Source organism: Pseudomonas sp. R19M (assembly GCF_050312585.1).
GTDB lineage: Bacteria > Pseudomonadota > Gammaproteobacteria > Pseudomonadales > Pseudomonadaceae > Aquipseudomonas > Aquipseudomonas palleroniana.
Map to the genome: position 1 here is coordinate 1 of NZ_JBNPJV010000055.1, position 14637 is coordinate 14637.

Annotated in this window: 10 protein-coding genes; 1 reads left to right on the plus strand and 9 read right to left on the minus strand. The window is 61.7% G+C overall.

Annotated elements, in window-relative coordinates:
• Positions 1-75 precede the first annotated feature (75 nt).
• The 9 genes from ACQRBT_RS11370 to betI all read right to left on the minus strand — a co-directional run bounded on the left by ACQRBT_RS11370 (position 76) and on the right by betI (position 12409).
• Positions 76-1254, minus strand: coding sequence for an NAD(P)/FAD-dependent oxidoreductase (locus ACQRBT_RS11370; RefSeq protein WP_412047675.1), 1179 nt, complete (start codon positions 1252-1254; stop codon positions 76-78).
• 131 nt (positions 1255-1385) lie between these two features.
• Positions 1386-2723, minus strand: coding sequence for an ATP-dependent RNA helicase DbpA (gene dbpA, locus ACQRBT_RS11375; protein ID WP_232966058.1), 1338 nt, complete (start codon positions 2721-2723; stop codon positions 1386-1388).
• A 130-nt stretch (positions 2724-2853) separates the two neighbouring features.
• The gene (gene mdtD, locus ACQRBT_RS11380; protein WP_090368309.1) at positions 2854-4281 is read right to left on the minus strand and encodes a multidrug transporter subunit MdtD; all 1428 of its coding nucleotides are present in this window, start codon (positions 4279-4281) and stop codon (positions 2854-2856) included.
• Between the two features lie 35 nt (positions 4282-4316).
• Positions 4317-5165: an alpha/beta fold hydrolase gene (locus ACQRBT_RS11385; RefSeq protein ID WP_104994893.1), complete on the minus strand. Its 849-nt coding sequence runs from the start codon at positions 5163-5165 to the stop codon at positions 4317-4319.
• A gap of 223 nt (positions 5166-5388) precedes the next feature.
• Entirely contained in the window at positions 5389-6705 is a 1317-nt protein-coding gene (locus ACQRBT_RS11390; RefSeq protein WP_090368313.1) for a TldD/PmbA family protein, read from the minus strand.
• The gene (locus ACQRBT_RS11395; RefSeq protein ID WP_412047674.1) at positions 6705-8147 is read right to left on the minus strand and encodes a TldD/PmbA family protein; all 1443 of its coding nucleotides are present in this window, start codon (positions 8145-8147) and stop codon (positions 6705-6707) included. The genes ACQRBT_RS11390 and ACQRBT_RS11395 overlap by 1 nt, the downstream gene beginning before the upstream one ends.
• A 220-nt stretch (positions 8148-8367) precedes the next feature.
• Positions 8368-10071 carry a choline dehydrogenase gene (gene betA / locus ACQRBT_RS11400; protein ID WP_161548682.1) on the minus strand — a complete coding sequence of 568 codons (1704 nt, stop codon included), beginning with the start codon at positions 10069-10071 and terminating at the stop codon, positions 8368-8370.
• Between the two features lie 161 nt (positions 10072-10232).
• Complete coding sequence (gene betB / locus ACQRBT_RS11405; protein ID WP_090368320.1) at positions 10233-11705, minus strand: betaine-aldehyde dehydrogenase; 1473 nt, start codon at positions 11703-11705, stop codon at positions 10233-10235.
• Between the two features lie 110 nt (positions 11706-11815).
• A complete protein-coding gene (gene betI, locus ACQRBT_RS11410; protein ID WP_060753387.1) occupies positions 11816-12409 on the minus strand; it encodes a transcriptional regulator BetI in 594 nt (197 codons plus the stop codon).
• A 390-nt stretch (positions 12410-12799) separates the two neighbouring features.
• Here betI and ACQRBT_RS11415 point away from each other — a divergent pair.
• On the plus strand, positions 12800-14637 hold a 1838-nt coding region (locus ACQRBT_RS11415; protein ID WP_427851675.1), incomplete at its 3' end, for a BCCT family transporter.

Consider the following 14637-nt stretch of genomic DNA (forward strand, 5'->3'; position numbering starts at 1 on the left):
GGCAGCGGCAGATAAGCTGGCTGATCCACCGCTATCGGGAGCAAGCCCCCTCCCACATTTGACCGAGTACATCCTTCAGACGTACTGCGCCGCCGCATAACCTGACGCCCAGGCCCACTGGAAGTTGAACCCGCCCAGGTGACCGGTCACATCCAGCACTTCCCCGATGAAGTACAGCCCTGGGCTTTTCAGCGATTCCATGGTCTTGGACGACACTTCCCGCGTATCCACTCCGCCCAGCGTCACCTCAGCGGTGCGATAGCCCTCGGTGCCGGCCGGCACCACCTGCCAGCTCGACAGCTTTTGCGCGATTTCGGCGATTTCGGCGTGGGTGTACTGCTTCATCGGCTTGGACACGAACCAGCTTTGCGCCAGCAGGTTGGCCATCTTCTTGGTGAAGATGTCGCCGAGCAGGGTTTTCAACTCGCTGTTGGGATGCTCGACCTGTTGCTGTTGCAGCCAGCTGTGGGCGTCATGATCGGGCAGCAGGTTGATCTCGACGGTGTCGCCGGACTCCCAGTACGAAGAAATCTGCAAAATCGCCGGGCCGCTCAGGCCGCGGTGAGTGAACAGGATGTTTTCGCGAAAGCTCTGGCCGTTGCAGCTGACCAGGCAGTCCACGGAGGTGCCGGACAACTCGCCGCACAGTTCCTTGAGCTGGTCGGTGATGGTGAAGGGCACAAGACCTGCGCGGGTCGGCAGCAGTTCGTGGCCAAATTGCCTGGCGACCTGATAACCAAAACCGGTAGCGCCCAGGGTCGGGATCGACAGGCCCCCGGTGGCGATCACCAGGGATTCGCAGCGCAGCTCGCCCAGGGTGGTCTGCAATTGATAGCCACCGTCGACCTTGGCGATCTCCTGGATGGAGGTGTCCAGATGCAGGTTCACACCGTTCTGGAGGCACTCATCGAGCAGCATGCCGAGGATGTCGCTGGACTTGTTGTCGCAGAACAGCTGGCCGAGTTTCTTTTCGTGGTACGGCACGCCGTGCTTGGCCACCAGCCCGATAAAGTCCCATTGGGTATAGCGGGCCAGGGCGGACTTGCAGAAGTGCGCGTTGTGCGAGAGGAAGTTGGCCGGCTCGGTGTACATGTTGGTGAAATTGCAGCGGCCACCGCCCGACATCAGGATCTTCTTGCCGGCCTTGTTCGCATGGTCGATCAACATCACCTTGCGCCCACGCCCGGCGGCGGTCAGCGCGCACATCAAGCCTGCGGCGCCGGCGCCAATGATCACAACTTCGGTCGAGCGCAAAACGGTGTCCTCATGTTTATCAGATCGTTCCCACGCTCTGCGTGGGAATGCCACAATGGACGCTCTGCGTCCGCAGGGTGACGCAGAGCGTCACGGGATGCGTTCCCACGCAGAGCGTGGGAACGATCCTGTCAGAGGATGCGCACGCGCAACGAACGGCCTTTGATCTTGCCGTTATTCAAACGCTGCAGCGCCTGCTTGGCGATTCCGCGCTCCACCGCCACGAATGCCTGGAAGTCGAAGATCGCGATCTTGCCGACCTGGGCACCTGGGATACCGGCTTCACCGGTCAATGCACCGAGGATGTCGCCTGGACGCACTTTGTCTTTGCGGCCGGCGGCGATGCACAGGGTGCTCATCTGCGGCAGCAGCGGGCCACCGCTTTGTGGCTTGAGGTTGTCCAGTTGGTCCCAGTTCAGCGGGGTTTTCTGCAACTGTTCGATGGCTTGGGCGCGGTGTGCTTCGGAGGGCGCCACCAGGCTGATCGCGATGCCGGTCTCACCGGCGCGGCCGGTACGGCCTACACGGTGGATGTGGATTTCCGAGTCGCGGGCCAGTTCGACGTTGATCACCATGTCCAGCGAGTCAATGTCCAGGCCACGGGCGGCGACGTCGGTGGCAACCAGTACCGACGTGCTGCGGTTGGCGAACATCGCCAGCACCTGGTCACGGTCGCGCTGTTCCAGGTCGCCATGCAGGCCGACGGCGGAAATGCCCTTGGCGGTCAGGTGGTCCACGGTTTCCTGCACTTGCTGCTTGGTAAAGCAGAACGCCACGCACGAGGCCGGGCGGAAATGCGCCAGCACCTTGGTCACCGCGTCCATGCGCTCTTCTGGCGAGATCTCATAGAAACGCTGTTCGATCTGGTCGTCGGAGTGGAACGCCTCGGCTTTCACCTGTTGCGGCGCCCGCATGAACTTGGACGCCAGCTGCTTGATGCTCACCGGGTAGGTGGCCGAGAACAGCAAGGTCTGGCGACGCGGTGGGGTTTTGCTGATGATGTCTTCGATGGCGTCGTAGAAGCCCATGTCGAGCATACGGTCGGCTTCGTCGAGGATCAGCGTGTTCAAGCCGTCCAGTACCAACGAACCTTTGCGCAGGTGCTGCTGGATGCGGCCCGGGGTGCCGACGATGACGTGGGCGCCATGTTCCAGGGAGGCGATCTGCGGGCCCAGGGACACGCCGCCGCACAAGGTCAGCACCTTGATATTGTCTTCAGCGCGGGCCAGGCGGCGGATTTCCTTGGCGACCTGGTCAGCCAGCTCACGGGTCGGGCACATCACCAGGGCCTGGCAGCCGAAGTAACGCGGGTTGATCGGGTTCAACAGGCCGATGCCGAAGGCGGCGGTCTTGCCGCTGCCGGTCTTGGCCTGGGCAATCAGGTCCAGCCCTTTGAGGATCACCGGCAAGCTCTGCGCCTGGATCTGCGTCATCTCGACATAACCCAGCGAGTCGAGGTTAGCCAGCATGGCGGCGGACAGGGGCAAAGTATTAAAAGCGGTGGCGATGGTAGTCACGGGACTGGCTCTGCAAAACAAAATGTCGCGCAGTGTACCAGCCTCAAAGGAATTTCCCCGCAAGTTCTAGACGAGAAGCCGGTTAATGCTCGATGTCGTGTTCGCGGCTGACCACGCGTTTGCCGTCCGTTGGCGACAATTGCAGGAAGATCGCCGCCGCCAGCATCGCCATGATGCCCACGGTGAGAAAGGTCAGTTGGAACGCGCCGAGCACGCTTTCCACGCCGTCATTGCCGGTTTGGGCGGTAAAGCCGCCGAGCAACGCACCGGCACAGGCCACGCCGAGGCTGAGGGACAATTGCGCGACCACCGACAGCAAGCTGTTGCCGCTGCTGGCCTGGGCGTCGTCGAGGTCGATCAGGGTGACGGTGTTCATCGCGGTGAATTGCAGGGAATTGATCGCCCCCAGTACCGCCAGCATGCACAGCAGCAATGGGTAGGGCGTGTGCTCGCTGACCAGGCCCATGCTCGCCAGCATGATGCCGAGGAACAAGGTGTTGCCGGTCAGCACCACGCGGTAACCGAGGCGTTCGATCAGTACGCGGGCGATGGATTTTGCGAACATCGCCGCCGCCGCCAGCGGCAGCATGCTCATGCCGGCTTCCGACGGCGAATACCCCAGCGCCACCTGCAGCAGCAACGGCACCAGGAACGGCAGGGCGCCGCTGCCCAGGCGGGCGAACAGGTTGCCGAGGATGCCCACGGCGAAGGTGCGAGTCTTGAACAGCATCGGCGAAAACAGCGGGTTATCCAGATGCCCGGCGCGCAGCCAATACGCCGCCAGGCACGCCAGCCCGCCAAACAGCAGCAACATCACTCGCAGATGCGGCAAGTGCAGTTCGCCCAGGCCCTCCATGGCGATGGTGATCAGCACCATTGCCGCGCCAAACAGAAGAAAGCCGATGCCGTCGAAGCGTGTGCGCTCGCTGCCGCGCAGGTCGGGAATGAGCTTCCAGACGGCGTAGCAGCCGATCATGCCCACCGGCAGGTTGATCAGGAAGATCCAGTGCCAGGTCAGGTATTGCACCATCCAGCCGCCCATGGTCGGGCCAAGCAGCGGGCCGAGCAGGCCGGGGATGGTAATGAAGCCCATGATGCGCACCAGCTCCGAACGAGGGTAGGCACGTAGCACCACCAACCGCCCGACCGGCAGCATCAAGGCGCCGCCCAGCCCCTGGATCACGCGCGCGCCGACGAGCATGGTCAAGCTGCTCGACAGGGCGCACAGCAGCGAGCCGATACTGAACAACATGATCGCGCCGAAGAAGATTTTCTTGGTGCCGAAACGATCGGCGATCCAGCCCGATGCCGGGATCAGCAAGGCGACGGTGAGCATGTAGGCAATCACCACGCCTTGCATACGCAGCGGGTTTTCCGCGAGGTCGCGGGCCATGGCCGGCAGTGCCGTGTTGAGAATCGTCCCATCCAGCGACTGCATGAAGAAGGCAATCGCTACCACCCAGGGTAGCCAGCGGGCGGTCTTGGCATCGAGAGGGGCGCGATTCGGCATGTGAACCCTTTTGTTAGCTGGCTACGTGTCGGCAATTATGCGCCATTCGTCGCGCCTTTTCCCACCAGGAAATCCAGCAGTTCACGGTGCACCGCCGCAGCCGCTTCGTTGGACTCCAGATCCAGCAAGTGGCCCGTGTGTTCGGCCACGGCAAAGCTGCTGCGCCCCACATAGTGCTTGAACAGCTGTGCCTCGGCGGCGGGAGTGTATTCGTCCAGGGCGCCGTTGAGGAAGTGCACTGGTGTTTCAATCTGCCTGAGCGCCGGCAGGTAGTTGCCGTCGCCCAGGGCCAGCACCTGGTGAATGTGAAAGCGCGCCTGGCGATACTCGGTGGTGGCCATGCTCGACAGGTGTCGATGGTTATTGCGCTTGAGGCGCGGCGACAGGTATTGGCCGACAGTCTCGTTGAGCAGATGGCCGACGGCGGATTTGTCATCGGCCTCGATCAGCACGCGTACGCGTTCCACATAATCGAGCATGGCCTGATTGAGGTGGGGCGCCAGGGCCATCACCACCGAGCTTTTGATCGACGGCGGATTGTGCGCCAGGGTCAACAGCGTGGAGATGCCGCCCCAGGAGGCCGAGACCAGATGGTTGACCTCAAAGCGCTCCACCAGGGCGCGCAGTATTTGCACTTCATCGTCCTTGGTCACCAGGTCGAGGTCGGTATTGTGCTCGCGGGAGTAACCTGAAAAGGGCAAGTCAAACAGCAGTACGTTGAAATGCTCGGCCAGGCATTTACTGGTTCGCGCAAAGGACCGCGTGGTGGACAGTGCTCCATTGACCATGAGCACGGTGTTTTTTTGCGGATGATTTCCAAGCCGTTCAACGTGAACGTTGTAGTGCTTGAACAGCTTTTGTATGACAAAACTTCCATGGTCCATGTCAACGCTCCAGCTTGCCCTATCCCGGGCAAGGTCGTGCTCTCGTGGGGGAGAGTGGCGGGATGCCACTAACCCTTATAACGAGGTTTTTTGCAGGCGACAACAGAGCACGCTGGAACAAGCGGAAGATGAGAATTTACGGTAGGAAGGGGGCGAGCTGGAGTATTTGAAATCTGCACAAAGCAGTGTGGGAGGGAGCAACCCCCCCCTCCCACTGCTGTGTTCAGAGGGTCAGGGTCAGGCGTTTGACCAAGGCCCCCGGCAACAAGTTGGAGGCCGTGTTGCGTCGGTCGTAAGTGCTCGGCGACAGCAGCAATTCCCGCTCGGCGGTCAGCGCTTCCAGCTGTGAACCGAGCAGGTTGTACACGCTGTCATCAAAGCGCATTGTGCTGACCGGCGCCTTGATTTCGCCGTCTTCGACCCAGAACGTGGCGAAGCGGGTCATGCCGGTCAGGCGTGCGGCCGGCAGGTCAGAGTAGTTCAGGTACCACAGGTTGCTGATATACAGCCCTGTGCCCAGTTGCTTGAGAATATCGGCCTGGGCCAGGTCGCCCGCCGCCATTTGCAAGGCGCTCGGGGATTCGTCACTGCTCGCGCCGTTGGTGCTCAGGCCATATTCGGCGGCGCTGCGCGAGTTGATCAGTTGGCCTTCTGCCTTGCCTTGGTTGATCAGCGTGACATCGCCACGGGGGTAGCCTTCGGTGGAAAACGCCTGGCTGAGGGACCCGCTGACCTGTTCATCGAGCTTGATCAACGGGCTCAGCGCCTGTTCACCGGCATACAGCTTTTGCAGCGAGCTGCCTTTGCTGGCGATGGCCTGGGCGGAGAACCCGCCCCAAGTGATGATGCTGATGATCTCTTCCAGCGCCGCCGGCGCGAGGTAGGCACGGTATTGCCCAGGGGCCAGTGTGTGCAGCGGGCGGCCGAGAAATTCCAATTGCCGGCGTGCCTGCTGCAACCGTGCGGCGAACTCTTCGCTGTTCCATGTGTGCCCGGCGTAGCTGGCTTTCACCGCTTCACCATTGGCATGGAACAGGCTGAAATCGAAGTTGAAGCTGTTGGCACGGTGCCAGCCAAAGGCCCCGTCCGAACTGGCGAAACCCCGGCTGATCGGGCCTGCGGCGTAGAAACCGACCAGGTCGACACCGTCAGCGGCCTGGCCGATCGCTTCCAATACCTGGGCCAGTTCCGGCAGTGGTCGCGCCTGTTCATTGTGGCTCTGCCAGGCATTGTGGTTCAGCAACAGGTACGGGTCCCGCGGCAGCAACGGCAAGGTTTCACGCAGTTGCTGCAGGCCGTCGGCCAGGCGTTGGCGGTCCAGCGCAGGCTCACCGGACAGGGTGATGCCCAGGTCGGCGTGGCGGCCATCGTTGATCAGCTTCAGGTTGAGGCTGGCTTGCTGCACCTGCCCGGCCTGGCGCACCTGCGCGTGGTTGAAGCGTACGAACTCGGACGCTTCATCCGCATAGCCCAGGTGAAATTGTTCCTTGTCGGTGATGGCCTGCTTGAGCCATTGCACCAGTGCCTTGAAGTTGTTCATCAGGCATCTCCCCCAAATACATCGATATGACTGAACACACAGGCGGGCGAGGCATGGCCCACGCGGATCACCTGGTTGGGTTCGCCTTTGCCGCAGTTTGGCGTGCCCAGGACCTTGAAGGTGCCGGCGTCGCCGACGGCGCTGAGGTTGCGCCAGAACTGTGCGGAAATCGCTCGGTAGTTGGGGTTTTTCACCACGCCCTTGAGCTCGCCGTTTTCGATCAACTGGCCCCATTCGCAGCCGAACTGGAATTTATTGCGCGCATCGTCGATGGACCAGGAGCGGTTGGTCGACATGAGAATGCCGTTTTCGATGCCGCCGACCAGTTGCGCGAGGCTCTTGTCGCCCGCTTCGATATTCAAGTTGGCCATGCGATCGATCGGCGGACGGTTCCAACTACTGGCGCGACTGTTAGCCACGCCGCCCAGGCCCGAGCGGAATTGCGACAACGCTCCGCCCAGCGGCTTGAGCAACAGCCCTTCGCGGATCAGGAATTGTTTGCGGGCCGGCGTGCCCTCATCGTCATGGCCGTAGCTGGCGAGTTGTTCGGGAATGTCGGGGTCGAAGGTCACGTTGAGCAGCGGTGAGCCGTACTGCAGCTGGCCGAAGTCGCTGGCTTTGACGAAACTGGTGCCGGCGTAATTGCGTTCATCGCCCAGGATGCGGTCCAGCTCCAGCGGGTGGCCGATGGATTCGTGGATTTGCAGGATCATCTGGTCGGGCATCAACAGCAGGTCACGCGCGCCGCTGGGCGTGTTTGGCGCGGCCAGCAGTTGCAGGGCTTCATCGGCGATGCGCGGCGCGGCGCCGACCAGGCCGAAGCGGCTGATCACCTCGAACCCGCCTTGCTGGCCGAAGTTGCTGCCGCCGAAGGTGCGGGTCTGGCTATCGTTGCCGTCGTAGGCGGTGACATTGACACCGGGGAATACAAAGCGCTGCGCCTGGCGCAATTCGGCGCCCGCGCTGTTGAGGTAGATCTGCTCGACGCGGGTCAGGCCCAGGCTCACGTCCCAACTGACCAGGCGCTCGTCCTTGGGCACGGCGGCCGACTCGTTGCCCAGCAGTTGGTAGCAGTCGCTCAAGGACGGGAAGGGCTGGTCAAGGTCGGGGGACAGGTAGTCGGCGACGGCGCTGGAGACGGCTTGGTCGCGCAGGTCGAGCAGGGCGTGGGGCTTGATCAGGCGGGCTTGCTGTTCGGCACGTTGGAGGGCCGCTTGCAGGCCGGCCAGGGAAATATCGTTGGTCGCGGCATAGGCTTCCACGCCATTGAGACGCACGGTCAGCATGGCGCCTTCGTCGTGGCTCAGGTGGGGCGGTTCGGCGACGTTTTTGCGCACTGACAAGTATTGGCCGGATTCGCGCACGTAGCGCAGCGAAAAGAATTCGGCGGTGGTGCGCAGGGCACTGAAATGTTTTTTGAGTGTGGCGTGGTGGTCGAACATGGGGCCTTCCTTGTGGGCGGCTCGGCGCGGGCAGGCGAACAGAGTAGGCCTGGGCTGGGAGCTGATCAAGGAAAGTGTAGGGCGGGGGGCGTGTCTTGTCTGGGCGGGCCTCATCGGGAGCAAGCCCCTCCCACATTTGACTGCATTCACACATCTGAACGTGTGAACACCGTAGTGTGGGAGGGGGCTTGCTCCCGATGGGAGCGCTGCGGTTTATCAGTTACTGCGCCGTCTGGCCCACTTCACGCAGCGGCTTACCACGCACCGGCGCATCGCCCGCGACATAGTAGTCGGCGGTGCTGCGCGGCAGTGGCTGGCGGCCACGGATCTTGTCGGCGATTTTCTCGGCGATCATGATCGTCGGCGCGTTCAGGTTGCCGGTGGTGATGATCGGCATGATCGACGCATCGACCACACGCAGGCCTTGCATGCCATGCACGCGGCCCTGGCCATCCACTACCGCCATGTCGTCGGTGCCCATCTTGCACGAGCAGGACGGGTGGAACGCGGTTTCGGCATGCTCACGGATGAACTTGTCCAGCTGCTCATCGGTTTGCACTTCGATGCCCGGGCTGATTTCGCGGCCACGGTAGGGGTCCAAGGCCGGTTGCGCCATGATTTCACGGGTCAGGCGGATGCCGTCGCGGAACTCCTGCCAGTCCTGTTCGGTGGCCATGTAGTTGAAGAGAATGCTCGGGTAGTCCCGTGGGTTCTTCGACTTCAACTGGATGCGACCCCGGCTTGGCGAACGCATGGAGCCCATGTGTGCCTGGAAACCGTGCTCTTTCACACCGTTACTGCCGTTGTAGTTAATCGCCACCGGCAGGAAGTGGTACTGGATGTTCGGCCATTCGAATTCTTCACGGGTACGGATGAAACCGCCCGCTTCGAACTGGTTGCTGGCGCCGATGCCGGTGCCGTTGAACAGCCACTCGGCACCGATGGCCGGCTGGTTGTACCAGAGCAGCGACGGGTACAGCGACACGGGCTGGGTGCACGCATATTGCAGGTACAGCTCCAGGTGGTCCTGCAGGTTTTCGCCGACGCCTGGCAGGTCGTGGACTACCGGGATATCGAGGCTTTCCAGCAGCTTGGCCGGGCCGACACCGGAGCGTTGCAGCAGTTGCGGCGAAGCGATTGCGCCGCTGCACACGATGACTTCTTTGCGCGCACGGGCTTCGACGCGCTCTTCGGCCGCGCCGATCAAGTAACGCACGCCGACGGCACGCTTGCCTTCGAACAGCACTTTGTCGGTGAGGGCGTGGGTGACGATGGTCAGCGTCGAGCGCTTCTTGGCGGTGTCCAGGTAACCGCGTGCGGTGCTGGCGCGACGGCCCTTGGGCGTGACGGTACGGTCCATCGGGCCGAAACCTTCTTGCTGGTAGCCGTTCAAGTCTTCGGTGCGCGGGTAACCGGCCTGCACGCCGGCTTCAACCATGGCGTGGAACAGCGGGTTGTTGCCGGGCTTGGGCGTGGTCACGCTGACCGGGCCATCGCCGCCATGCCAGTCGTTGGGGCCGATGTCGCGGGTTTCCGCTTTGCGGAAATACGGCAGGCAGTCGAGGTAGGTCCAGTCTTCCAGGCCGGGCAGTTTCGCCCAGCCGTCGTAGTCCATCGCGTTACCACGGATGTAGCACATGCCGTTGATCAGGGAAGAGCCACCCAGGCCCTTGCCGCGACCACATTCCATGCGCCGGCCGTCCATGTGTGGTTCCGGGTCGGTTTCGTAGGCCCAGTTGTAGCGGCGGCCTTGCAGCGGGAACGCCAGCGCCGCAGGCATTTGCGTGCGGAAGTCGAAGCGGTAGTCAGGGCCGCCGGCTTCCAGCAGCAGAACGGTGACGCCTTCGTCTTCGGTCAGACGGGTCGCCAGGGTGTTGCCGGCGGAACCGGCACCCACAATGATGTAATCGTATTCTTGGGACATGAATGCACCCTCTTTTGGAGTTGGGTCAGCGGGGGCCTCATCGGGGGCGAGCCCCCTCCCACATTTGACTGCATTCACACATCTGAACGTGTGAACACAGTCAGTGTGGGAGGGGGCTTGCTCCCGATGGCGGCCTCAAAGGCAACACAAGTCTCGGGCTGTCAGAACACCGAGACGTAGTCGCCCAGCTCAACCTGTACCGATTTGATGCGGGTGAAGTTGTTCAGCGAGCTGATGCCGTTCTCACGACCCACACCGGATTGCTTGTAGCCGCCGACCGGCATCTTCGCGTCGGATTCGCCCCAGGCGTTGATCCAGCAGATGCCCGCTTCCAACTGATGAATCACACGGTGGGCGCGGTTCAGGTCTTTGGTGACCAGGCCGGCAGCCAGGCCGAAGTCGGTGTCGTTGGCGCGGCGGATCACTTCTTCTTCGGTTTCGTAGGTGAGGATGCTCATCACCGGGCCGAAGATTTCTTCGCGCACGATAGTCATGTCGTCGGTGCAGTCGGTGAACACGGTCGGGGCCACGAAGGCGCCTTTGGCAAATTCGCCGTCGGTCAGGCGGTCGCCGCCGCACAGCAGGCGGGCGCCTTCTTCTTTGCCTTTGGCGATGTAGCCCAGCACGCTTTCCATGTGCGCAAAGCTGACCAGCGGGCCGAAGTTGGTGTTGTCGTCTTGCGGGTTGCCCACGCGAATGCGCGCAACACGCTCGACGATCTTGGCTTCGAACGCCGCTTGCAGGTGCTTGGGCACGAACACGCGAGTGCCGTTGGTGCAGACCTGGCCGGAGCTGTAGAAGTTGGCCATCATCGCGGTGTCGGCGGCGCGGTCGAGGTCGGCGTCGTCGAAGATGATCAGCGGCGACTTGCCGCCCAGTTCCATGGTCACGTCTTTGAGCGAAGAGCTCGAAGCGCTGGCCATGACTTTCTTGCCGGTGTCGGTGCCGCCGGTGAACGAGACTTTCTCGATGCGCGGATGCTCGGTCAGCCAGGTGCCGACTTCACGGCCGCTGCCGGTCAGCACGTTGAACACGCCCGCCGGAACGCCGGCTTCGGTGTAGATCTCGGCCAGTTTCAGGGTGGTCAGCGAAGTGACTTCGCTTGGCTTGAAGATCATCGCGTTACCCGCAGCCAGGGCCGGTGCGGATTTCCACAGGGCGATCTGGATCGGGTAGTTCCACGCGCCGATACCGGCCACTACGCCCAGCGGCTCGCGGCGGGTGTAGACGAACGCCGTGTCGCGCAGCGGGATTTGCTCGCCTTCGATGGCCGGCACCAGGCCCGCGTAGTATTCCAGCACGTCGGCGCCGGTGACGATGTCGACGTATTTGGTTTCGGACAAGGCTTTACCGGTGTCCAGGGTTTCCAGCTCGGCCAACTCGTCGTTGCGCTCGCGCAGGATGTCGACGGCACGACGCAGGATGCGCGAGCGCTCCATGGCAGTCATGGCAGCCCAGATCTTCTGGCCTTTTTCGGCGCTGACCACGGCGCGTTCAACGTCTTCTTTCGTCGCACGTTGCACTTTGGCGAGAACTTCACCGTTAGCCGGGTTGATGGCTTCGAAAGTGGCATCGCTGCCAGCGTCGGTGTAGCCGCCGTCAATGTAGAGTTTTTGCAGTTCGAAACGGGCCATAAAGTCCTCGCAAGTGCATAAGTGGTTGGCGTTAACCTCCAAACAGTGAGCCACAAGGTGCTGGCGGCACTGACCGGAAGCGGTTCAGGGGTTGAGCGGTTATGTGTGCTCTAACTCACCTGTTTGGCCAATTGGAAATCCATGTATTCGTACGCGATCCGTTGCGCCTGCTCCGTGTCGAAAGCGTCTCCCGACAGGGCGCCGCGCAACCACAAACCGTCGATCAGGGCCGCCAGGCCTCGGGCTGCTTTGCGTGCACGCGGCAGCGGCAGCACTCGGCGAAACTGGCAGCACAGGTTGGAATACAGACGTTGATCGTTGATCCGCTGCAACCTGTGCAATGACGGGTGGTGCATGCTGGCTGCCCAGAAGGCCAACCAGGTTTTCATTGCCGGGCCGTTGACCTGGCTGGCGTCGAAGTTGCCTTCGATGATCACCTGAAGGTGCGCCCGTGGGCTGTCATCCTTCAGGGCACGTCTGCGTTCGTGGACGTTCTCGATCAGCGCATTCATCAAGTACCGCATCGTCGCGGCGATCAGGCCGTTCTTGTCCTGAAAGTAGTGACTGATGATGCCGTTCGAAACGCCGGCCAAACGGGCGATCAACGCAATGCTGGCATCCCCCATTCCGACCTGATCGATGGCCGTCAACGTGGCTTCGATCAACTGCTGGCGGCGTATGGGTTGCATACCGACCTTGGGCATGTAGCACCTCTCGTTAGGCCTGCGGCGGACGTCAGACGTCCGTCGGCTTGAAGGCCAGTCTATTTTGTTTTGATTGAACGTTCAATCAACAAAGAATAAGATCTGCGACAAATGGTCGCTGCCTACAGATATTTCCTACCTGCGAGCCGCGACATCTGACACCTGCAAAAACCCTTGAAACAGGCCGTGACAGGGCTTGGCCACTGCTTCGGCGGGGTACAAGAATTTTCGGGGTGTCTTTATAACACCCGTCCGTCGACTGCCGAAAAATCGATGTCCCGGGATAACCGTTGCCTTGTGTTTCTCTTTCGCACTGCCCGGAGCATCTGCGCCATGAGTTCTGCCTCTCTTATAAAGACCCCACCGGAAAAGGTGCGGGTCAACGGTTGGGTGTTCTACACCTCTACCGTGCTGATTCTTTTGCTGACTGCCATTCTGATCATCGCCCCGCAGGAGGCCGGGCGCATGCTCGGCGTAGCCCAGGCGTGGCTTTCCAAAAGCTTCGGCTGGTACTACATGGTCGTCATCGCCGCCTACCTGGTATTTGTGGTGGGGCTGGCGTTTTCGTCCTACGGCAAGTTGAAACTGGGCAGCAAGGACGACACCCCGGACTTCAGCTACGGCGCCTGGGCCGGCATGTTGTTCTCGTCGGGCATCGGTATCTCGCTGTTGTACTTCGGCGCCTCGGAACCGTTGGACCACTACTTCAACCCGCCCGAAGGCGCCGCTGCCAGCAACAGTGCGGCGCGCCAGGCACTGCAACTGACCTTCCTGCACTGGGGCCTGCATGGCTGGGCGATCTACGCGCTGGTCGGCTTGGCCGTGGCGTACTTTGCGTACCGGCATAACCAGCCGCTGGCCTTGCGTTCGGCCTTGTATCCGCTGGTGGGCGAGCGTTGGGTGAAAGGTGCGGCCGGCCACGCGGTGGACGGTTTCGGCATGTTCGTGACCCTGCTGGGCCTGGTGACGAACCTGGGGATTGGTGCGATGCAGGTGTCGTCCGGCCTGGAAAACCTGTTCGGCATGGAACACAACAACACCAACCTGTTGATCGTGATCATCGTGATGAGCACGGTGGCGACCATTGCGGCGGTGTCGGGTGTGGAAAACGGCATTCGCCGGCTGTCCAACCTCAACATTGTGCTGTTCAGCGGCCTGCTGATCTTCGTGTTGTTGTTCGGCCCGACCCTGCACCTGCTCAACGGTTTCGTGCAGAACATCGGCGACTACATGAACGGTCTGGTGCTGAAAACCTTCGACCTGTACGTGTATGAGGGTGACGCCGACAAGACCGAGCGCTGGATGGGCCTGTGGACCCTGTTCTACTGGGCCTGGTGGATTTCCTGGGCGCCATTCGTGGGCATGTTCATCGCGCGTATTTCCCGTGGTCGCACCGTGCGTGAACTGGTGGCCGGCGTGCTGCTGATTCCGCTGGGCTTCACCCTGGCGTGGTTGTCGATCTTCGGTAACTCGGCCCTGGACCTGGTGCTCAACCACGGTGCGGTGGAGTTGGGCAAGACGGCGCTGGAACAGCCGTCCATGGCCATCTACCAACTGCTTGAGCATTACCCAGCGTCGAAAGTCGTCATCGGTGTGTCGATCTTTGTGGGCTTTGTGCTGTTCCTGACCCCGGCGGATTCCGGCGCGGTGATGATGGCCAACCTTTCCTGCAAAGGCGGCAACGTGGACGAAGATGCGCCGCACTGGCTGCGTATCTTCTGGTCGGCGGTGATTACCCTGGTGACCATCGGCTTGCTGTTTGCCGGTAACTTCGAAGCCATGCAAACTATGGTGGTGCTGGCGGGGCTGCCGTTCTCGGTGGTGCTGGTGTTCTTCATGTTCGGTTTGCACAAGGCCATGCGCCAGGATGTGGCCATCGAACAGGAGCAGGCGCAATTGGCCGAACGTGGCCGTCGTGGTTTCAGCGAGCGTTTGACGGCACTGGACCTGCAACCGAGCCAGGGCACCGTGCAACGCTTCATGGACAAGCATGTGACGCCTGCGCTGGAAGAAGCGGCGACGGCGCTGCGCGATCAGGGGCTGGAAGTGCAGACCTTGTTGGGCAAGTCCAAGCGCTGCATCGGTGTGCGTATCGAGATGGCGGAGGGCAATCCGTTTGTCTATGAAGTGAGCCTGGATGCTTACTCGTCGGCACCGAGCGACCTGCCCGAGGAAGAGCGCACGCGTTACTACCGGGCTGAGGTCTACCTGCACAACGGGCCTCAGGA

Coding starts and splice junctions, on each gene's coding strand:
- ACQRBT_RS11395 (WP_412047674.1), bottom strand. CDS start 8,147: ATGTTCGACCACCACGCCACACTCAAAAAACATTTCAGTGCCCTGCGC.
- ACQRBT_RS11390 (WP_090368313.1), bottom strand. CDS start 6,705: ATGAACAACTTCAAGGCACTGGTGCAATGGCTCAAGCAGGCCATCACC.
- betB (WP_090368320.1), bottom strand. CDS start 11,705: ATGGCCCGTTTCGAACTGCAAAAACTCTACATTGACGGCGGCTACACC.
- mdtD (WP_090368309.1), bottom strand. CDS start 4,281: ATGCCGAATCGCGCCCCTCTCGATGCCAAGACCGCCCGCTGGCTACCC.
- ACQRBT_RS11385 (WP_104994893.1), bottom strand. CDS start 5,165: ATGGACCATGGAAGTTTTGTCATACAAAAGCTGTTCAAGCACTACAAC.
- dbpA (WP_232966058.1), bottom strand. CDS start 2,723: ATGCTGGCTAACCTCGACTCGCTGGGTTATGTCGAGATGACGCAGATC.
- betI (WP_060753387.1), bottom strand. CDS start 12,409: ATGCCCAAGGTCGGTATGCAACCCATACGCCGCCAGCAGTTGATCGAA.
- betA (WP_161548682.1), bottom strand. CDS start 10,071: ATGTCCCAAGAATACGATTACATCATTGTGGGTGCCGGTTCCGCCGGC.